Below are 19,583 nucleotides of genomic sequence, written 5' to 3'. Positions count from 1 at the left end.
GTGCCTTCGATGACTGAGGTCTACGACCCGCGCTGCATCGCGAATCTGATGCTTGATGAGAGTGCTCGAATTGGTCAGCCCTTGACCAATCTGGCGCTTCAAAAACTTCTGTATTTCGCGCACGCGATGTTTCTAATCGAGCAAGGGCGCCCCTTTGGTGTCGGGCTATTTCAAAGCGTGGGAGTATGGCCCCGTTCATCCGGCTGCCTATCAAGCCTTCAAAGGCGCTGGCGCTGCCGCAATCGACTTCAGGGCTGCGAGGTTGAACGTCCGCACAGCTTGACTCATTGAGTGGCGCGCGAGCATCCCGACGCCTTCGAAGCGGCTGGTAAACACGAGCCTGTCATCTTTGTCCTCCCCCTCTTGCGGCTTTCCGATCTCCAAGGCCGCTTCGGTCAGCGCGCCGCAGACTCGCCCTTGTTCCAGAGGCGGAACCAAAAGTCATCAAGGTGATTGGGATTGGGTTTGACCCAACAATCCAACGCTCGGAGGACAGATGGTTCGTCGACCCGTAGGAGCAGGCTTCCTGGCCGCGATAGCATTAGTGTGGCCGGTGGATCTCGCGGTGCTTCCAACTCCGGCAAACGCGGCAGTTGCGACCGATATTAGTGCGCAGGCCCGACGTGGACCGCGGCCTGGTGTCCATCGCCCGCCGGGAGCACGCGCGCCTGGCGCTAATCGTCCCGCGCATCGGCCTCGTCCACCCGGCGTGCATCGCCCGCCGCACCGTCCACCTGGTGTGCATCGACCTTGGGTTCGCCCGCCTCGCTATTCTTGGCGTCCCGGCGGCGCAATCGCGGCCGGTGCTGCGCTTGGCTTTATCGCAGCAGCCAGCGCCGCGGCGTGGGCTGGCGCGCCGCCCGCGCCTGGTCTTTGCTGGTATTACACTGACTGGACGCAAAGACAGGGGTTCTGGGATACTTGCCCGTAGTCTCGACCCGGAGATTGAAAATCAAAAGGGCGCGATGGTCGCGCCCTTTGTCTTTGGAGTTTGGCGACGTTCCGCTGATTCCGCATGCAATAGGCTGCCCCGCCCATCGTCTCCGAGAGCCTTGATCCGGACCATCGCACCATCGCGATATTTGACCTGGAATCGGTCATTCGCGCTGTCGGAAAAATTTGCAGGACGACGTCGATTTCCGAGAACCCCGTTCGTCGTTTCGATGCCAAGCCGATGAGGCCGGCTCAAATGAGGAGACAGACGGTGCGTGTGATGGTGTTGGTGAAGGCGACCGACGACAGCGAGAAGGGCTTTTTCTCCACGCCCGAGACGACTGAGATGCTCGAGGCGATGGGCAGATTCAATGATGAACTGCGTAAGGCCGGCATCTTGCTCGCCGCCGATGGCCTCAAGCCCTCCTCGCAGGGCAAGCGTATTGCGTTCGATGGCCCCGGCCGTACGGTCATCGACGGGCCTTTCGCCGAGACCCGCGAGCTCGTCGCCGGCTTCTGGCTCTGGGAAGTCAAGGACATGGACGAGGCGGTCGCCTGGGTAAAGCGCTGCCCCAACCCCATGCCGGGACCGAGCGAGATCGAAATCCGGCCGCTATATGAGATGGCTGATTTGCGATCCGGACTCACACGAAACGACTGCTAAGCCGGCTCAAGTGACGCGCCTATTCAGTACCACCGCGGAATATATACCTCTTGATTCCCATAGCGTATCACCGGCGCTACGGGCGGGCCGTATGGATCGACCCGGTCGTCCTCAGGGCGATAACGATATCGTGGAACAATATAATAATCCCAGTAAGGAGTTTCCCTGACGATGGGTACCCTGACGATTGCCCTTGCCCGTGGTTCACGAACGACTCTGGCGTCCTGCGCATAGGCTGCAACACTGAACGTCCCCAGATTACACAGCACCAGGGCCGTTCCGAGAGCGACGGTCTTTATCCTCATGCCTCGGCCTCCTTGCCACAGCGGCAAATAACGAGCACCTGCTCATGATTGTTCCCGCCACGCGAGGCTTAAAGGCGACGGGTGGGACGCCCGATCGCTGGAGAGGCGGCAGCGAAGGAGCCGAGCGCAGAGTAACGCAACTACGAGCGCAATCCATCGAAATTGAAGAGGCCGCCGGCATATCTCCGGCGGCCTCCGCGCTTAACGTCGTTCGCTGCGCTGCATCTCGACTAGAGATCGATGCCGACAGCGATGTTACGGCCCTGTAGTTCGGCAATCTTCATTCCCTCGGCCTGCAACTGCGTGAACTCCGGGTCCTTTGCCACGGCCTCCTGCACTTTGCCGTAAGCTTCCCAACTGGAGTAACGCGTCGTAACCAGCCATTCTCCTGCCCACACGCCAGTGTGGAAACGGGACAGCCGAAGAAATTCGGCACCGTGTTTTTCAAAAATCTTCTTCGCCCGCTTGGCAATCTGGACCATTTCGTCGGCCTTGTCGGTTTTGAAACGAGTAAATTGCACAATCGACATGGGCTACCTCCATCGTGATTTAAAATGTCCAAGAGGCATGTATCGAGCGACATTTCAGGAGCGAACCTCGATGCAATCTCGATGAAGGTTTGTCTTCATCGACTTGATCTTGGTTCAGGCTTCGCAAGCGACAACAACTCTGGCCTATCTAGGCGGATGGACTCGCATCGTCACTGGCTAAAGCAGGTAGGCTGATTATCGAGGCTTGAAACTGCTGCCGGTTTGATCGAGACGCAGCTAAGAGAGGAGGAGTGCGAAGAGCGACTTCGCAACCTCATCCGCGTCTTTTCAGCCTGCACCCTGATGTGGCCGGCGGAAGTGTGTGCCCCGGCGGATCGTGGGGATCGCGCCGGGGCGTCGCTCCCTCTCAACCGACCATTGGGCTAGGGGGCTGAGATGATCAGCGAGAGATCGCACGTCAAACGAAGCACAACCGCTGCCGGGATGTGAGTGCAAATTGTGCCAAGCCACTGCAGAATTTTGAGAAGCTTGCACGCAGGTGCCTCGTTCTTCACTTGGCAAAAACAAAAAGCGACCGGTTCATTGCGGCAAGGTCTCTGCGAGGGCGCCTGCAACGAACCTTACCGTGGCCGCTTCGCCTTTCTGATGTGTTCGATGGCCGTCAAATACGCTGCCACGGCAACCATCAGCACACCCACAGCGAACGCGACTCCTTCAAGAATCAACACGATCTTTTCCTTTCACTCATCGGGCTAGGACACCCTCTGAGCGTTCCTCTGATCATGGATATAGGACGCTGGCGCCTCGGGCGCGGCCTTCTGTGGCTCAAGTTCGCGTAAGGCGCCTGTCTGACGGCTCGATCGCGTAGGCAATCTGGCCGTCGGTGGCGGTTTTCATGCAGCGATCTTGTCTTCCTTATCGGCGCCGCGCATGTCCATCGTCAGCACGTCGTTCGGCCTCTGTAGCGCCTTGGCCTCATCGCAGGGTGTGTAAACTGCAACACACGATACAAGCGCGAATCGCTGTAGACTGAAGTGGCGTCCTCAAACGCGTCTCCCTAGCCTTGAGCCCGTCGCAAATGGCGGGCTTCCTTCAAGACGGCGCTCGGGTCGCTGGTGTTCGCACCGGTGCACGCCTGTGTGCACCAGCGGGGTCTCCGCATTCCTACTGACTCGAATTTCATTCCCTTGTTACACGCTTCGGCATTTAATTGCCGCATCGTATTACCTGATCATATTTGCGAATGACCCGGCAGCCGCACCTGCCGGGTTTTTCGTTCCTGCCCCGAGGGGCTCTAGATTTTAGTTTTGACGCGTTTTCTTCACGCGAACCGGCATCCACTTCGCTCGAAAACGCTCTAATCCTTGAAGGCTCTGATGGACGGCTGGATCGTCAAACGGTAAGCGACCGAGCTGTCGCCGTTGAAAGTCTCCAGCGATGTACCGCAAGCGGGGCAGCGATATTCACCTGGCTCGCCCTTCTCGGATGACAGCTCGATCCTGCGGAGCCTGCCCCACATTTAGGGCAGGTCACGTCGTCTTTTTCATCAGATCACCCTTCGGTATGTGCCAACGCTTTACCCTGCGCTGGGCGGCAGAGCCATGATCTGAGAGTTACAAGTGTAACAACGTGCGGAGGCGCTCGACAACCGTCGGTTCACGCTGGCGGGCCGCTCCAGTCCAAGCGACAAGTCGAAACGGGAGAATTGGTCAAGCTTTGCACAGCCAACCTTTCCTCGTTCAAGCGCCTTTCGACAAACCCGCGCTCAAGGTCCGAGAGATTGGTCCCAAGCAGCCGCCGATATCGGCTGATGTTGTTGTTATGGGCCCGCAGACGGGCGACTTTATCGTCGGTCATCGAGCCTCCAATGTGCAGAAGAAGTCGATTGTGAAGCTGTGGGAATGCCGTCGCTGCCTAACCATCGATATGAAGCTGTCGCAGGTTCAGGCTCGGCCTCAACGTTGGTCCACAAAATTGCGCCGCCGGGCTCGAAATACAGCGTCCCGGCGGCGTTTGTCTCAACTGGTGCCCTGAAATCCCAGTACCGGCATCTTAGCAGTACCATGCTACGCCAAATGTGAAATGGTTCACACAATGGGCAAAGAAAGCACCCTGGCGGGACGCCTGGGCGACCAGGGCTGGCGGGTTCAAATCCCACCGCTCCGACCATTCATCTTCCGGCGCTCCCTGATCTTGAGCCACACGCCCCCATGAGGGCGCAGCGTGATCGACGGAAATGGCGTCACCTTGCGATCTGGCAGCCATTCCATCGAGAAACGTTGCGCCATCGTCGTCAGCGCCAGGACGGCTTCCATCATGGCGAACCGCTGGCCGATGCAGACGCGCGGTCCGCCGCCGAACGGCATATAGGCGAAGCGGGGTAGCTTGCGCTCGAGGTCGCCCATCCAGCGCTCGGGACGGAAAGTCTCCGGCTCCTCGAAGTAATGCGGGTCGCGATGCAGGACCCATGGGATGATGAAGATGGTTGTGCCCGCTCTGAAAGAGTAGCCGCCAAGGTCGAACGGTTGCACGGATTCCCGGCCGATGGCCCACGCGGGCGGGTAAAGCCGCATCGCTTCCATCACGACGCTTTCCGTGAATTTCAGGCGCTGAACATCCTCGGCTGTTACCGGGCGATCGCCAACCACTTCGGCGATCTCCGCGGCCATGCGCGCTTCGGCGTCGGAATGCTGGCCGAGCAGGAACCATGTCCAGGAAAGTGCCAGGGCCGTGGTCTCGTGGCCTGCGAGAAGGAGCGTGATCGCCTCGTCTCGAAGCAACGAGTCGCACACAGGCTTTCCTGCGTCGTCGCGCGCTGCCATCAGACGCGACAGAAAATCATTTCGATGTTCCAGGCCGCTCGCGCGCCGCTCGGCGATCATGGACGAAACAACTCTTTCAATCGTCCGGATCGCCCGCTGGTATCTGAGGTGGCCGGGCAATGGAATCGCGTCCGGAATAAGGATCGGGCGCTTGTAGCGCGACGCGACCTCCACGATGAGATCGTTCACCGCATGGTCCATGTCGTGAATGTCTCGCTCCACCTCGGAATCGAAGAGTGTTTTGGCCGCGATGCGCAGCGTCAATCCCATCATCTCGGGATGGATGTCGATGACCTCGCCATCTTTCCAGCCATCAAGCAACTGGCGCGTAAGGGCCACCATCGCGTCGTCGTAAGCAAGCAGTTGCTGGCCGGCGAAGGCAGGCGCAGCCAGGCGACGCTGGCGGTGCCAAAGCTCGCCTTCACTGGTGAGCAGGCCTTTCCCGAACACCGCCGTCACATGGCGCCAGAAGAACTTGTGCTTGATGTAGTTTCGATGCTCTGCGACCAGGACCCTTTCGATCGCAGGCAAATCGTTGACAAAAAGTGCCGGCCATCCGGCAAGATTGAGCGAGACGAAGTCGCCGTACCGATCCGCGAGTCCAGCAAAGAAGCCAAGCGGGTCCTTGCCGAGCGCAGGCAGATTTCCAACAAGCGGCAAGCCGCGCGGGCCCGGCGGCCGACGCGGCGGAGAATGCCAGCCAACGCTTGCTGGTGCGTCCACAGGAAAAGTATCAATCCTGCCTACGGCGGCGCCTGATCAGCCAGTAGACACCGTAGCCAATGGCGAGGATCGGAAGGCCTGCGCCAGCAATCGGCCCGGGGGCTCCGCTATAGTGATCTGGCTTATTCTGACCGGGGGCGTCCTCGCAACTCCCCCCGCCATTGCAGGCTTGCACGGGCGGGATGACCGTCGTCAGAGCGAGGGCCAAAATCGCGGCGGCAATGCCGAACCCGATCTTCATTTGACTGCTCCTTGGTTCTGACTGTGCATTAAACTTGCAAATTAAATAGCACATTAAAACATTAAATGATTTAACTTAAATAAACTTCCCGTTATTTTTGCCGCACCGGAACCCGGCTGGGAGATGCTTGCGGGCTCGGGCGCCGGTTAGAAAACCGCAGCTTCAGTCCGAGCCTATGGGGTCGATACGTTCGCTCGTTGACCGCTCGTGCCGGCCAACCGCGTCCGTAGCAATCCTCCCGGATGCAATCGAGGCTCCGATCGAGCGGAGCGAGTGCGTCCGTTGATGCTGGCGAGCAAGGCCATCACGGCCTACCGGGAACATGCAATGTGCTCTGGCGTTCTATCCGCAGAAAGAGGAACCGCCATGGATAATCTGACCAAGAGGGATCAACGCGACCGTTCGAAGATCAACATGCACCAGGACTTCGAGGTCAAGTACTGGGCCAGAGAACTCGGGGTAACGAGAGAGCAGCTACAGAAGGCTGTCGACAAGGTTGGCAACAGCGCTGCCACGGTCCGGAAGGAGCTGGGGCAATGAAGATAGACGATCAGGCAATCCGGGCGCGCGCCTATCGATTGTGGGAAGCCGCGGGAAGCCCCGAAGATGAAGAAGAACGCTTCTGGCACGAAGCGGAACGCCAGCTCAAGGAAGAGCAGATCCAGCACGAGCTGAAGACGCCGGACACCCTATAGGCCGGAGCTATCAGGTGCGGCCTAGATGCCAAGCACCCAAACGGCGACGATGGTGCCGAGCAGGGCGAGACCGCTGATGGTCCACCCGGTGACGTAGCCCGCGCTGTCGGTCTCTGGCTGATCGACCATGGTATCGTGCCAATCGGTCATGGTGGCCTCCATCCATTGCCTCCCCGGACGTAGGTCGGCGCAGACAGCTCAAGGTTCAAAACGCGAAACGCGGCGCAGATGTTCCGCGCCGCATCCTGGCCCGTGTCTGCTTCGCTCGAAAACGCTCTACCGCGCGCTTCGCTTGGGCTTGCGCACCGCCCGGACCTTGCCGCTGGTGCCGCCGCCGCAGAAGAACTGATCGCGTCCGTCGGACTCGAGCCCCGACACGCTGACGCCGGGCGGCAGCGCAAGGCGCTCCAGGGCCTCGCCGGTCTTGGGATCAATTCTGGTGAGATCGCCTTCGTCGCCTTCCCAGGTGCCGTGCCAGAGCTCGCCGTCGATCCAGGTGACGCCGGTGACGAAGCGGTTGGACTGGATGGTGCGGAGGATTGCTCCGGTTTTGGGATCGATCTGGTGGATCTTGCGCTCCCGGTACTGCCCGACCCAGAGCGTGCCTTCGGCCCAGGCCAGCCCTGAATCTGCGCCGCCGCCCGGCGAGGGGATCGTGGCGAGCACGCGGCCGCTCTTCGGATCGATCTTCTGGATGCGGTCCTCGGCGATCTGAAACAAATGCTGGCCGTCAAACGCCGTTCCGGCATGCGCGGGGACGTCGATGGAGTGTACCGTGTCCCCGCTCGCCGGATCCATGGCGTTGATCCGGTCTCCGGACGCAAACCAGACGAGCTTGCCGTCGTAGGTAAGCCCATGGACGCTGTCGACGCCCGGGAATGGGCCATATTCGCGGATGATTTCGGCTGCTGACGTGATCATGCTTCCTCCTCGCTGTTCGAGATCATGATCCGATTTGACGGAATCGGATCATGATCTCATCTCTTTGTTTGAGCATGATCTCCGCGCAAACGCTTCGCGTTTGTCGCGAGGGAAAACCGGTTTCCACTTTTCCGGATCACGCTCGAAGTGGAGGCACCCTAGCCATTCGGCAGCGGCGCGGTGAGTAACAAGGTCGTCGCGAAACCCGGCAAAGGCGGGGTCATCCAGCGGCGCGCGCGCCCGCGGCCAAACGACTGCACCTTGTCTCTGGCCGCGAGCGCGTCGAGCGCCCGCTGAATGGTGCGCTGACTGGCGCCGAGCGCCAGCGCCAGCGCCGAGCTCGACCACGATTCCCCGTCGGCGAGAAAGGCGAGCACCTCCGCATGGTCCTCTTCGACCGGACGCGCCAGCACGACGATGTCGCGGGCGAGGTGCGGCACGAGTGCGAACCCTTGCTTGGTCGCGCTGACGTCGGCGAGCGTGCGAAGCATGCTGCGGAGCCGCCCGATCTCGACCCGTAGCCGGGCGCGATGGGATTCATCGGCGTGCTTGCCGCGGAATGCCCGCGCGACCAGCGTCTCCCTGGTGACGTCGTTGGGCCAGGCTTGGGCAAGCGCGCGGGCGAGCGCGAACAGAACCGGACGTGTTGCGAGCGACACGGTCGTGTCCCCCTCACGCACCACATAGCGGCACGCATCCACGACCAGCGACTTCGACGCCAGCAACGCCTCGACCTCATCGAGCAGGAGCGGGCGCTCTTCGCCGCGTGCAACGAGGCGCGCTGCGGGTGTGCCAAGCAGCAGGGCCGCGCTTTCGACCTCTGCCGTCAGCGCCGGGACCCGTGCCTGCCGCGCCGCGGCCTCGGCGCGCGCGAGTGCGGCGCGGGCCGGCTTGGTGCGGAGGCGGCGCATCGCGATGCCGGCAACGACCAATTCATGCGCGGCTCTCGAGGCCGGTGGGAAGGGCGCGGGATCAAGGTCTGCAAGCCTGCGCTCGGCCTCGTCGAGGCGTCCGATCAGGAGCAGGCGGCGGATCTCGAGATAGCGCGCATGCGCGGCGTTGACGAAATCGCTGTGCGCCTCGAGCGTCGCGCGCGCGGCGTCGAGCGCCTTGGCGGGAAAGCCGAGGTCGCGGGAGGCGAGCGCGATCTCGGCCTCCGCGACGACACATCTGGCGCGCGCGATCGCTTCCTTCGGGCCGAAGCCGCGCGCGGCGCTGCGCAGCAGAGCCTTGGCGCGGACGAAATCGCCGAGCTGCGCCATCGCAATGCCGCGAAGCGCCAGCGCCGGCGCGTCCTCGCGCAGCGCAACGCGGTTCAAGGCGCCGAGTGGATCGCCCATCGCGAGCGCACGCGCGGCGGCCGTGATCAGCGAGTCCATGGGAATCCCGTCACACTTGTCACTCTCACCCCTTCAGCGCCCGGTCCTAGTCTACCTCACCGTGACAGACCAGTACGCAGCGAGGAGACCGGCTCATGGTCGACTGGACGATCCTTTCCCCAACATTCCTCACCGCCACGGTGGAGTGGGCGGAGGCCGTCGTGACGGTGCTGACGGTCGGCCCGGGCCACTCGACGAGCGATATCGAGAACAGGGAATGACGATGACGGTACATTGCCCAAAGCTCGACGTTGAGGCGGCGAACGAGGTTTCGCCGTCGCAATGTTCGAGCGTCACAACGAAGATGCCGGCAGCCGATTGGCTGTCGCTTGCGGCCGCACCGACCTTCGCGGTCATGGCGCTGCTCACCGGTGTGGTCGGCGGCGCGCCCGATATGCTTTGCTCGCAAGGCACGTCGCCGTTCGCGGGAATGGTCCCGATGTACGTGCTGATGAGCGCGTTCCATTTGGGGCCATGGCTGAGGCTGATCGCGAGGCGATGAAGCGGCTAGGTGAACGAGCTGCAACTGGATCGTGGCTTCGACATTGGCTAGTCTTGCTGCCACCGGCACAAACGCCGGGCGTCGATTTCCCGCCTTGTGGAATGGGACGCATCAACCAACAAGAACAAGCGGGAGCGTCTCCAATGAAGGAATTTGCCGGGAAGATTGCCGTCATCACGGGCGGCGGCACGGGCATGGGCCGCGAGCTCGCGCGCCAGCTCGTGGCGGAGGGGTGCAACGTCGCGATGTGCGACGTCTCGCTTGAGGCGATGGTGGAGACGAAGCGGCTGTGTGAAACGGAGAAGTTGCCGCAGGGATTGCGCGTCACGACCCACGTCGCCGACGTCTCGATCGAGGATCATCTCAAGCGCTTTCGCGACGAGGTGGTTGAGCAGCAGGCGACCGACAAGATCCACCTGCTGTTCAATAATGCCGGCATCGGCGGCGGAGGCAGCCTGTTCACCAATACGCGTGAGCAGTGGGAGCGCACCTTCAACATCTGCTGGGGCGGCGTCTATCTCGGCGTCCGCACCTTCCTGCCGCTGCTCGTGAAGGCGGACGAGGGGCACATCGTCAACACCTCCAGCGTCAACGGATTCTGGGCGAGCGTCGGCATGGGCGTGGCGCACACCGCCTATAGCGCGGCGAAGTTCGCGGTGAAGGGATTCTCCGAGGCGCTGATCAACGACCTCAGGCTGAATGCGCCGCATATCAAGTGCTCGGTGGTGATGCCCGGCCATATCGGCACCTCGATCGTCTCCAACTCACGCAAGGTGCAGATCGGCACGGAATCCGACCAGCTCACCGAGCAGGAGATCCTGCAGGCACGCCAGCGGATGAAGGGCGCAGGCATCGATGTCGACGCGATGTCGGATGAGCAAATCCAGCAGGCCGCGCTCGATCGCGCGCGGACCTTCCACGATGACGCGCCAACCACGGCAGCCGCCGCGGCCAGGATCATCCTCGACGGCGTCAAGGCCGATCGCTGGCGCATCCTGGTCGGCGAGGACGCCCATATCCTGGATGAGCGCGTGCGCCAGACCCCGGAACAGGCCTACACGCCGGAATTCCTCGAGCGCATCAAGGCGGACGTCGGCTGGCGGCTCGGCTAGAGCTTCGGTTCCACTTCGCTTGAAAACGCTTTAGTAACCGCGTGCCACGCGCGGGCGCGAGCTGGGCTGATAGGCGAGCCGGGCGTGGCCTGCGCAATAGGGCAGGCCGTCGACCGGCCGGTTGCCGCAGAAGCGGAAATCGTTGGCGTCAGGCGTCTCGACCGGCCAGCGGCAGCGCTGCTCGTCGAGTTCGAGCAGCGAACAGCAATGGCCGTTCGCGATCGGCTCCTCCGGTGCCGCCTCGCCATACTCGGCCTGCAACATCCGGATCTGATGCCGCACGGTCCTTGCGCGCGGCGCGCGGGGAGAGGCCTTCCGGGCCGGCCGTTCGGCGTCGTCGCGCGGCTCCCGTGTCAGGTTGAGGCGGGAGAGCTTGCCGATCACGGCGTTGCGGCTGACGCCGATGTCGACGGCGATCTCGCGGCAGGTCAGTCCGGCATCGAAGCAGCGCTTCAACTGTTCGACGCGTTCGGGGGTCCAGATCGATAGGATGGCGGTCATGGCGATGGTCCCAGGTTGCCGGAAAGTTTCCGGGTTGGCTTGACCACCCTTCAGCCGGACCGTCTGACGCCTCGCTTCACGGCTTGCCGTTGTCGCGGATCGACAACAACCCATCCTTGATGGCGAGGCGGATGCCTTCCTCGATCAAGGTCCGGGCGACGCCGGGGACGCTGGTGCCATGGGTACCCTGTCTCACCAGCTTCTCCATGTAAGCGATGGTCGAGAGCGCCAAAGTGACGGGAATGCGATCGGTCTCGGCTTTCTCCGTGGCCATGGCAAAACGCTAGCCTTTTACGCAGGTACAGAAAAGTATCTATTCAGACTCTATTTAGTTTTACACCGGTGAGTCAAATTGATTCGCTTTTCGTGAGCTATCCAATTGGGAAGTAACGAGAAAATTTCTGACAGCCCTGGGGATAACGCGCGCACCCCGTGTGCACCGCCCAGGGGCGGCCGGCGAGGGCGCGGCGAAACGCGCATGGATTCTTCGATTTATGGGATTGCTTCCTGTCGCCCGGGCCGATGATGATGCGTCGGGGAATTCGGGCGCGATGACAGTAACGAACGGGCTTTACACCATTCAGATCGAGATGACCGAGGGCGGGCAGGGCCGCGCCAACGGTGTCATCGTCTTGCACGACGGCAGGATCGCGGGCGGAGATTCGTATTTCTACTACTCAGGCTCCTACAGCGCCGATCACGGCAAATGGCGCGGCGAGCTGACCACCAGCGAACACACCAGATCTGTCGGCGTATTGCCGCTGTTCGGCGGGCGCGATGTGACCTGCGGTTTCACCGGCCTCTATTCCGCCGACACCGCGCAGGTGAGTGGGACGGCGCTGGTCGGAAAGACCAGCGTCATGTTCGTTGCCAGGCTGATGCTGCGCTCGAAATTATGAGGTGCGAGACACCTCGACCTTCACCGGGAATTTCTGCAGCAGCCGGCCGGCCGCCTCCGCCTTGTCGGGCGTAGCGTTGACGCGCAGATAAAGCCCGCGCGACGGATCGGTGATCGCTTCGACGTTCACCTCCCTGGCAAGGCCTTCCGCGGCAAGCAATTCGCGCGCGGCGTCTCCGGCGGCAATCTCGCGCAGCTTCGGCTTGAAGATCTTGCCGACTGGCGTCACCGGCATTTCCGGGATCACCGAGACCGCGCGGGGCCGCGCTGGCGGCTCGGGGATGTTCTCCTGCACGAAGGCGGCAAGCGCCTGCGGGTCGACCTGGACGCCGGGCTGGGTCGACACGAACAGCATCGGCACCTCGCCGGCGTAAGCGTCGGGGCGCCCGACCGCCGCGGCGAGCGCGACGCCAGGAAATTGCAGCGCCGCATCCTCGATCGAGCGCGGATCGATATTGTGGCCGCCGCGGATGATGACGTCCTTGGCGCGGCCCATGATGTAGACGAATCCATCGGCGTCGATCCGGCAGATGTCGCCGGTGCGCAGCCAGCCGTCGTGGAAGGCGTCTTCGGTCTGCTTCTTGTCGACGTAGCCCGCGAAGACCTGCGGCCCACGGGTCAAGAGTTCGCCGACCGGCGAAGGCCACGGGCTGGTGTGCAGCTTGCCACCCGCGAGGATCGCAAGCTCGACCAGCGGATTACGGGTGCCGACGGCTTCGGGCCGCGGCTTGATGCCGTGGACGTCGTGGGTGATGGCGCCGGCAAGCTCGGTCATGCCGTAGAGCTGCTGAATGCAAGGGCCGCCCCAGGTCGCTAGATAGCGGCGCTCGATCTCCAGCGGGCAGATCGAGGCGCCGGTGGCGGTTACGCGCAAGGACGAGATATCGGCGTCGCCGACCGGGACGCCGGCGATGGCCCCGAGCGCGGTCGGCACGTTACCGTTGATGTTGACGTGGTACTTCTCAACGATCTTCCAGAAATTCGTGATCAGCGCCGGATCGCGCGCGCCGGCGGGGCCGGGGATGAACATGGTCGCGCCAGCCGACAGGCAGTTGGCGACCGTGCAGAACAGGCCGCCGACATGGAACAGCGGCAGCGTGATTGTGCAGCGTTCGCCTTTTCGGAAGTCGAGTGCCATGCGAGACGAGACCGTGGAGGCAACCATCGCGCGGTTGGTGAGCCGCGCCACCTTGGGATGGCCGGTGGTGCCGCCGGTCGGCAGCATCACGGCGACGCGGTCGGCTTCGGAGAAATCCTTCAACTGGCCGTAATCGTCGCGCCACGCCGGATCGGGCTTGAGCACCTCACCATCGAACGCGATGGTGCCGTCGAGCGGCACGATCACGATGCGCTTCAGCGAAGGGACGTCGCGCTGCAGGCCCTCGATCTTCTCGTAAAGCCCGCCCGGCATGCCCGGTGGCGGCGCCAGCAACAGTTTTGCCTTGATGGCATTGAGCTGGGCGATGATGGCTTCGCGCGTGAACAGGAGATTGAGCGGCTCGGCGATGCCGCAGGCGGCCGCACCCCAGATCGCGGCAATCGCAGCCGGGCAGCTCGGCAGCAGCATCGCGACCGCATCCTTCTTGCCGATGCCCTCGCGGCGGAAGAAGTTTTCCGCCGCCTTGATCGAACCCATGAGCTGCTCGTTCGAGAGGATGACCGGATTGGGATCGAGCGGTGAGCGCAGATAGATGACGCCTTCCGCATTGGGATCGCCGAGCGGACCGCGGGCGATCAGATCGAGGATGCGTGGGCAGGCGGCGAGCTCCTGCCGCATTTCCTGTTCGCGGGCGGCTTCTTCCGCCGGCGATAGTCTCTCTTTCAGCATGTGTCTCCCTGTCGTTCTTGTTTTCGTTGTTTGATTGTATCGGGTCGATTGTATCGAGCGCAGCTTGCGAAGCACAAGTGCGGCAATCCGTCATTCCCGGGCGAAGCCTAGCACCGAACCCGGAAATCCCGCGGTCACGAAACAGAGCACGCCGATGATTCCGGGCTCGCATTTTCGTGCGCCCCGAAATGACGGCGGCTAGTCAGCCGTGCACGATCGCCTTTGCGATCATGCAGTGGATACCTTTCGAGCCATTCACGGTCTGCGTCACCCGCAGATCGGCGGCGAGGCTGCACAGCGTGTACGCATTCTCGCGCGACAGATTCCGCTTTTCCCCGAGCAGCGCGATCATGTCGCGCAGCGCGCGCACCACGCATTGGTCGAGGTCCGGGTCCATCGCCATCGTCATGTAGTGATCGGCGGTCTCGGCGCGGGGATAGTTGAGCCGCAGGTCCTTGCGCAGCGTTAATTTGAAGCGGCCTTGCAGCGCGGTCTCGATCGCGGTGACGCAGACCTCGCCGTCGCCCTGCACGCCATGGCCGTCGCCGCAGGAGAACAGCGCGCCTGCTACGAACACCGGCAAATAGAGCTTGGCGCCGGGCCCGAGCTCCTTGTTGTCGAGATTGCCGCCCATGGCGCGCGGGATCAGCGAGGTGATGCGACCCCAGGCCGGCGGCGGCGCCACGCCCATCACGCCGAAGAACGGTTTCAGCGGCAGCTCCAATCCCCAGGGCAGGCGGCCGACCATGCGCTCACGATCGAGCGGGATGTTGAGGATGCGTGGTTCATGGAAATCATCGGGCAGGGTGCCGGAGAGCGGTCGGATCAGGTTGTAGCCCCAGTCCTGCCGCAGGCTGACATCGAGGATATCGACCTCCAGCACATCGCCGGGCTCGGCACCCTCGACCGCGATCGGACCGGTGAGGATGTGACCCGGCAGCATCCGCTCGGACCTCGCATGGATTTCGGCAAGCTCCGGCGGGATGTGAAATTTGGCCCGGTCGGGCACCACATCGGGGCCGCCGCTGACGGTGTCGACGGTGACCTCGTCGCCGCTCTTGATCGCAAGCACCGGCTTAAGTTTTGCTTCGAAAAAGCCCCAGTGGCAGGTCTCGGGGCTCGCGGGGAGATGATGGTGTGTCATGGGATTTCTCGGGCGAGCGTGTAATGTGTGACGTGTGCATCGCATTTAGACTGGGCTTTTGCAGTCAGATCAATCGTTGCCCAATCACATTCCGGCGGAAATCATTGTGTGAGCCGATGCCGCGGCCATGAAGCGGATCGGTGCCATCCCGATCCGCACAAGATGGAATGCCGGACCGATTGCTGCTATGGCGCTCCCCCAGGTTGAACGGATCGGAGGCCGCCGCCGGTGTTTTTTGTGCTGTCGAAGACGCTCGGCGTCATGCTGCTGCCGGGCAATTTCCTGATCGGAATCGGCGTGCTCGGGGCCATCTTGCTCGCGACGCGGTTTGCCGCACTTGGCCGCAAGCTTCTGGTCGCGGTCATGGCGCTGCTTGTCGTGGCCGGGTTCTCGCCGCTTGGAAACCTATTGCTCTACCCGCTGGAGGCGCGCTTTCCGCCCTGGAATCCGGCCGAAGGCACGCCCGATGGCATCATTGTGCTCGGCGGTTCGGTCGATTCCGATCTTTCGGCCTCGCATGATACGCCGATCGTGCGTAACGCAGCCGACCGCATCATCGCCGCGGCCGAGCTTGCGCGAAAATATCCGAATGCGCGCGTGGTGTTTACTGGCGGCAGCGCCAACCTGATTTCCAATGATGCCAAGGAAGCCGATTACGTGGCGGAGCTATTCGAAAACCTCGGCATCGCGAAATCGCGGCTGATCATGGAGCGGCAATCACGCAACACGTGGGAGAACGCCGAATTCTCCAAGGCGCTGGTGGCGCCGAAAGCGGGCGAGCGTTGGCTCCTGGTGACTTCGGCGTTCCACATGCCGCGATCCGTTGGGCTGTTTCGTAAAGTGGGATTTCCGGTTGAGCCTTACCCTGTCGACTGGCGGGTCGGGACGGGCAACGACGTCTTCTGGTTCACCAACACCGCACTCGATGGATTGTCGCGGACCGATCTTGCGGTGCGCGAGTGGATGGGCCTCGTCGCCTATCGCGCCGTAGGCCGAACCGACGAGCTTCTGCCGGGGCCGTCAACCGACTAGGGCGTATACTCGTAAATCCGGTAGGGATGATCAAGGTTAAGCCGCTTACTCAGACAGCTTGGTCAGCGCCTCGCCCTTATGAGCGGCAATATGGTCTGTTTTGCTGCTCTTGATCTCGTACTGCGGAGATTCGGGGCTCGCGCGATGAGTATGGCCCTTGTAGTTGAAATCCTTCGTGTGAACCCGGATGATCGTGCCGCTGACATACCCAGCTTCCGAGTTCCACCGGACTCGATCGCCGACCTTGAATCGTTCAGCCATCCGTAGCCTCCTTGTCCAGATAACAGTTCAGCCACTACCAAACGCATTCTAAAGGTCTATCTCCATCGTGTGAAGCAACGCCGTCCGATCTCATTTGCATGACGCCGATCGAAATCAATCCCATCTACACGGTCGGTCACGCGACGCGCAGCATCGTCGAATTCGTCGAGCTGTTGAAAGTCGGTTCAATCGAGATGGTCGCGGACATCCGTAGCTTTCCGCGGTCACGAACCAACCCCCAGTTCAATATCGACAAGCTGCCTGAGGCGCTTTCGGCCTGGCAGATCGGTTATATCTGGATCGAGGAACTCGGCGGCCGACGACCAAAATCGAAAGCGGTGCCATCAGAAGTAAATGCCTTCTGGATCAACCAGAGCTTCCACAATTATGCGGACTACGCGCTCTCTGACGAGTTTCGCAGGGGGTTATCGCAACTGGAGCAATTGAGCTTGGAGCGGCGATGCGCGATCATGTGTTCGGAAGCCGTCTGGTGGCGTTGCCATCGACGGTTCGTCGCCGATTATCTTCTCCACCATGGACGAGATGTCTTCCACCTGATGGGACCGGCGCGCGTTGAAATTGCCACGATGACCGCCGCGGCGCGCGAGAACGGCGCATCACTCGTCTATCCGCCGTCGTGATGTCGTGCAAGTCGGCGATGTCCGCCCGCATCGCTGCTGCGCACGCAACCTCGCATCGATGCGGCGGTGGCCGCGCCTCAATGAGTCCACGCCCTAGAATGCGGGTCGCAACCGGCTGTCGATCGGGCTAAGATCGGGCAAAACCATCCCGGGAACTTACGCCATGCAACAGCCGACACCGCCGGAACAATTCGATCCGGCCACGATGGTGGCCGATCTCAACAGCCTGCTCAGGCTGAGAACCACCGTGATCGGCCTGAAGCTGTTCGAGCGGGTCGAAGACATGATGGCGATCCCCAAGATCCGGCGCCCGACTGCGATCCATACCACCGACCAGATCGTGAGCATGGCGTCGCGGCTCGGCTGGACGGTCGGCGTCACCGCCGATGATCTCGTCGGCGCGCAATGCCGCGCCGTGATCGGGCTCGCGCCACAGGACGAGAAATGGCTTGCGGGAGAATCCTATGTCGGGGTCTGGCATGGCACCGCGGAAGATGCGCGCAAGCGCCAGGAGGCGCTGGATGTGGTGCCCTATGGCCAGTACAAGGCCTTCGTGGCAAGCCCGCTCTCCAGCGGCCGCCTCAATCCGCCTGACATCTGCCTCGTCTATGCGACGCCGGGGCAGATGATCATCCTGATCAATGGGCTGCAATATACCGGCTACAAGAAGTTCGAATGGGGCGTGGTTGGCGAGACCGCCTGCGCGGATTCCTGGGGGCGGGCGTTGAAGACGCGCGAGCCGTCGTTGTCGCTCCCATGTTTCGCCGAACGGCGCTATGGCGGCGTGCCTGATGAGGAGATGCTGATGGCGCTGCCGCCGGCCGATCTTGCCAAGGCGATCGCCGGCATGAAACAGCTCGCCAAGAACGGCCTGCGCTATCCCATTGCGCCCTACGGCATCCAGGCCGACGTGCGTGCCGGCATGGGCGTGTCGTATGCGAAGAAGTAGGAACTCCTGCCGTCATTGCGAGGAGCGACAGCGACGAAGCAATCCACGCCTCCACAAGCCGTGAAATGGATTGCTTCGCTTCGCTCGCAATGACAAGAAGGGGCAATCGTTCGTTTCAGGGAAAGTCATCCTATGTCGTCGAAGTTCGACATCGTTATCTATGGCGCAACCGGCTTCACCGGCCAGCTCGTTGCCGAATATCTCGCTCAGCATTACAAGGGCGACAGCCTGACATGGGCGATGGCCGGGCGCAGCAAGGACAAGCTTGCTGCGGTGCGCGACGCCATTGGCGCGCCTGCGGACACGCCGCTGATCGTTGCCGATTCAAGTGAGATCGCGTCGCTGCAAGCCATGGTTGGGCAGGCCAAATCGGTGATCAGCACGGTCGGCCCGTATCAGCTCTATGGCAACGACCTCGTCGCCGCATGCGTGGAAGCGGGTGTCGATTATTTCGATCTCTGCGGCGAGCCGGTCTGGATGCGGCAGATCATCGATAGGCACGAGGCTGCTGCGAAGGCAAGCGGTGCGCGCATCGTGTTTTCCTGCGGCTTCGACTCGGTGCCGTTCGAGCTCGGCGCATTGTTCGTGCAGGAGGAGGCCAGGCGCACGTTCGGCGCGCCGGCATCCCGCGTCAAGGGCCGCGTGCGCGGCCTTAGTGGCACACTTTCGGGCGGCACCGCGGCAAGCGCCAAGGCAACCTTCGCTGCACTCGCCAACGATCTCAGCCTGATCACCATCCTGAACGATCCCTTTGCGCTGACGCCCGGATTTAAAGGCCCCAAGCAACCGCGAGGCAACCGGCCGGCTTACGAGGAAGACCTGCAATCCTGGGCCGCGCCGTTCATGATGGCGCTCATCAACACACGCAATGTCCACCGTTCCAACATGCTGATGGGTTTTCCCTACGGCAAGGAATTCATCTACGACGAGATGGTGCTGACCGGTCCCGGTGAGAAAGGCGAAGCCAACGCCAAGCTGGTGATGGCCGCGAACGCCGAGAAGACCGGTCCGAATGCGCCGAAGCCGGGCGAGGGGCCTTCGAAGGAAGAACGCGAGAACGGGCGCTATGATCTGCTGTACGTCGCGATTGCGCCCGACGGCCGCCAGGTGCGCGCGTCGGTGAAAGGCGATCGCGATCCCGGCTATGGGTCAACGGCGAAGATGATCTCGGAATGCGCGATCTGCCTGCTGCGCGATGCGCCGGATGTTCCCGCCGGCATCTGGACGCCGGGCGCTGCGATGAAGGACAAGCTCATCAAGCGGCTGGTCGATCACGCCGGCCTGACGTTCGCGGTGGAGAAGTAATCCTCGGATCGTAGGGTGGGCAAAGCCAACGGGTCGCGCGAACGCGCGCCCGATGACAGGCTCCGCGTGCCCACCATCCACGGTCGGTGCAAGAAAGGTGGGCACGCTGCGCTTTGCCCACCCTCATATGGGGCTTCGTGAGTCAAGGCTCTCAACGAACAGGGTTGGGTTGGGTTTTTGCGGTGAGAGGGCGGCGCGCGGAGCCATGCGTAGCGCAGCGCGACGACCGGGCCCCG

General features: G+C 62.3%; 21 protein-coding genes and 1 pseudogene. 12 read left to right on the top strand and 10 right to left on the bottom strand.

Annotated features, from left to right (window positions below; translation table 11 throughout):
• Positions 1-9: 9 nt before the first annotated feature.
• Positions 10-277 (top strand): annotated as a pseudogene (locus ACZYOF_RS12255) (Panacea domain-containing protein); the annotation flags it as partial.
• Between the two features lie 927 nt (positions 278-1,204).
• Positions 1,205-1,597 (top strand): YciI family protein, encoded by a 393-nt coding sequence (locus ACZYOF_RS12250; protein ID WP_282530162.1) that lies wholly within the window; start codon positions 1,205-1,207, stop codon positions 1,595-1,597.
• Between the two features lie 535 nt (positions 1,598-2,132).
• On the opposite strand, the gene ACZYOF_RS12245 is transcribed toward ACZYOF_RS12250, so the two are convergent.
• Together ACZYOF_RS12245 and ACZYOF_RS12240 are read right to left on the bottom strand one after the other, a co-directional pair.
• Positions 2,133-2,432, bottom strand: a complete 300-nt coding sequence (locus tag ACZYOF_RS12245) for a hypothetical protein (protein ID WP_282530160.1) — start codon at positions 2,430-2,432, stop codon at positions 2,133-2,135.
• Between the two features lie 2,108 nt (positions 2,433-4,540).
• Complete coding sequence (locus ACZYOF_RS12240) at positions 4,541-5,938, bottom strand: cytochrome P450 (RefSeq protein ID WP_463715905.1); 1,398 nt, start codon at positions 5,936-5,938, stop codon at positions 4,541-4,543.
• Positions 5,939-6,545: 607 nt separating this feature from the next.
• On the opposite strand from ACZYOF_RS12240, the gene ACZYOF_RS12235 reads away from it, so the two are divergent.
• Together ACZYOF_RS12235 and ACZYOF_RS12230 are read left to right on the top strand one after the other, a co-directional pair.
• The gene (locus ACZYOF_RS12235; RefSeq protein ID WP_130582945.1) at positions 6,546-6,719 is read left to right on the top strand and encodes a DUF3606 domain-containing protein; all 174 of its coding nucleotides are present in this window, start codon (positions 6,546-6,548) and stop codon (positions 6,717-6,719) included.
• A complete protein-coding gene (locus ACZYOF_RS12230; protein WP_130582944.1) occupies positions 6,716-6,874 on the top strand; it encodes a DUF2934 domain-containing protein in 159 nt (52 codons plus the stop codon). Before ACZYOF_RS12235 ends, ACZYOF_RS12230 begins: the two co-directional genes overlap by 4 nt.
• A 21-nt stretch (positions 6,875-6,895) precedes the next feature.
• Here the strand turns inward: ACZYOF_RS12230 and ACZYOF_RS12225 are convergent, their stop codons facing one another.
• From ACZYOF_RS12225 to ACZYOF_RS12215, 3 genes are all read right to left on the bottom strand, one after another.
• On the bottom strand, positions 6,896-7,024 hold the full coding sequence (locus ACZYOF_RS12225; RefSeq protein WP_282530158.1) for a hypothetical protein: 129 nt from the start codon (positions 7,022-7,024) through the stop codon (positions 6,896-6,898).
• A 126-nt stretch (positions 7,025-7,150) separates the two neighbouring features.
• Entirely contained in the window at positions 7,151-7,795 is a 645-nt protein-coding gene (locus ACZYOF_RS12220) for a Vgb family protein (RefSeq protein ID WP_130582943.1), read from the bottom strand.
• 158 nt (positions 7,796-7,953) lie between these two features.
• The gene (locus ACZYOF_RS12215) at positions 7,954-9,174 is read right to left on the bottom strand and encodes a helix-turn-helix domain-containing protein (RefSeq protein ID WP_463715904.1); all 1,221 of its coding nucleotides are present in this window, start codon (positions 9,172-9,174) and stop codon (positions 7,954-7,956) included.
• Positions 9,175-9,269: 95 nt separating this feature from the next.
• On the opposite strand from ACZYOF_RS12215, the gene ACZYOF_RS12210 reads away from it, so the two are divergent.
• The 3 genes from ACZYOF_RS12210 (at position 9,270) to ACZYOF_RS12200 (ending at position 10,788) form a co-directional block, all read left to right on the top strand.
• Positions 9,270-9,395 carry a hypothetical protein gene (locus ACZYOF_RS12210; RefSeq protein ID WP_282530155.1) on the top strand — a complete coding sequence of 42 codons (126 nt, stop codon included), beginning with the start codon at positions 9,270-9,272 and terminating at the stop codon, positions 9,393-9,395.
• A gap of 83 nt (positions 9,396-9,478) precedes the next feature.
• The gene (locus tag ACZYOF_RS12205) at positions 9,479-9,676 is read left to right on the top strand and encodes a hypothetical protein (protein ID WP_245476863.1); all 198 of its coding nucleotides are present in this window, start codon (positions 9,479-9,481) and stop codon (positions 9,674-9,676) included.
• Positions 9,677-9,819: 143 nt separating this feature from the next.
• A complete protein-coding gene (locus ACZYOF_RS12200; protein WP_463715903.1) occupies positions 9,820-10,788 on the top strand; it encodes an SDR family oxidoreductase in 969 nt (322 codons plus the stop codon).
• A 30-nt stretch (positions 10,789-10,818) separates the two neighbouring features.
• Here ACZYOF_RS12200 and ACZYOF_RS12195 read toward each other — a convergent pair whose 3' ends face one another.
• Positions 10,819-11,289, bottom strand: coding sequence for a GcrA family cell cycle regulator (locus tag ACZYOF_RS12195; RefSeq protein WP_463715902.1), 471 nt, complete (start codon positions 11,287-11,289; stop codon positions 10,819-10,821).
• Positions 11,290-11,365: 76 nt separating this feature from the next.
• Positions 11,366-11,563: a hypothetical protein gene (locus ACZYOF_RS12190; RefSeq protein ID WP_027580595.1), complete on the bottom strand. Its 198-nt coding sequence runs from the start codon at positions 11,561-11,563 to the stop codon at positions 11,366-11,368.
• Between the two features lie 277 nt (positions 11,564-11,840).
• On the opposite strand from ACZYOF_RS12190, the gene ACZYOF_RS12185 reads away from it, so the two are divergent.
• Positions 11,841-12,188, top strand: coding sequence for a GrlR family regulatory protein (locus ACZYOF_RS12185; RefSeq protein ID WP_130583267.1), 348 nt, complete (start codon positions 11,841-11,843; stop codon positions 12,186-12,188).
• Here ACZYOF_RS12185 and ACZYOF_RS12180 read toward each other — a convergent pair.
• Positions 12,183-14,015 (bottom strand): AMP-binding protein, encoded by a 1,833-nt coding sequence (locus tag ACZYOF_RS12180; protein WP_463715901.1) that lies wholly within the window; start codon positions 14,013-14,015, stop codon positions 12,183-12,185. The two genes, ACZYOF_RS12185 and ACZYOF_RS12180, sit on opposite strands and share 6 nt — an antisense overlap.
• Before the next feature lie 202 nt (positions 14,016-14,217).
• Positions 14,218-15,159 carry an acetamidase/formamidase family protein gene (locus tag ACZYOF_RS12175; protein WP_463715900.1) on the bottom strand — a complete coding sequence of 314 codons (942 nt, stop codon included), beginning with the start codon at positions 15,157-15,159 and terminating at the stop codon, positions 14,218-14,220.
• A gap of 228 nt (positions 15,160-15,387) precedes the next feature.
• On the opposite strand from ACZYOF_RS12175, the gene ACZYOF_RS12170 reads away from it, so the two are divergent.
• Entirely contained in the window at positions 15,388-16,191 is an 804-nt protein-coding gene (locus ACZYOF_RS12170) for a YdcF family protein (RefSeq protein WP_463715899.1), read from the top strand.
• Positions 16,192-16,236: 45 nt separating this feature from the next.
• Here the strand turns inward: ACZYOF_RS12170 and ACZYOF_RS12165 are convergent, their stop codons facing one another.
• On the bottom strand, positions 16,237-16,452 hold the full coding sequence (locus ACZYOF_RS12165) for a hypervirulence associated TUDOR domain-containing protein (protein WP_463715898.1): 216 nt from the start codon (positions 16,450-16,452) through the stop codon (positions 16,237-16,239).
• A gap of 98 nt (positions 16,453-16,550) precedes the next feature.
• Between ACZYOF_RS12165 and ACZYOF_RS12160 the strand changes: the two genes are divergently transcribed.
• The 3 genes from ACZYOF_RS12160 (at position 16,551) to ACZYOF_RS12150 (ending at position 19,347) form a co-directional block, all read left to right on the top strand.
• Entirely contained in the window at positions 16,551-17,093 is a 543-nt protein-coding gene (locus ACZYOF_RS12160; RefSeq protein WP_463715897.1) for a DUF488 domain-containing protein, read from the top strand.
• Between the two features lie 163 nt (positions 17,094-17,256).
• Positions 17,257-18,042, top strand: coding sequence for a DUF169 domain-containing protein (locus ACZYOF_RS12155; protein ID WP_463715896.1), 786 nt, complete (start codon positions 17,257-17,259; stop codon positions 18,040-18,042).
• A gap of 132 nt (positions 18,043-18,174) precedes the next feature.
• Entirely contained in the window at positions 18,175-19,347 is a 1,173-nt protein-coding gene (locus ACZYOF_RS12150) for a saccharopine dehydrogenase family protein (protein WP_463715895.1), read from the top strand.
• Positions 19,348-19,583: the final 236 nt, after the last annotated feature.

Source organism: Bradyrhizobium sp. LeoA1Lang (assembly GCF_055413685.1).
The sequence above is the reverse complement of the archived record's forward strand: the minus strand, read 5'-3'. Positions and strand labels throughout refer to the sequence as shown.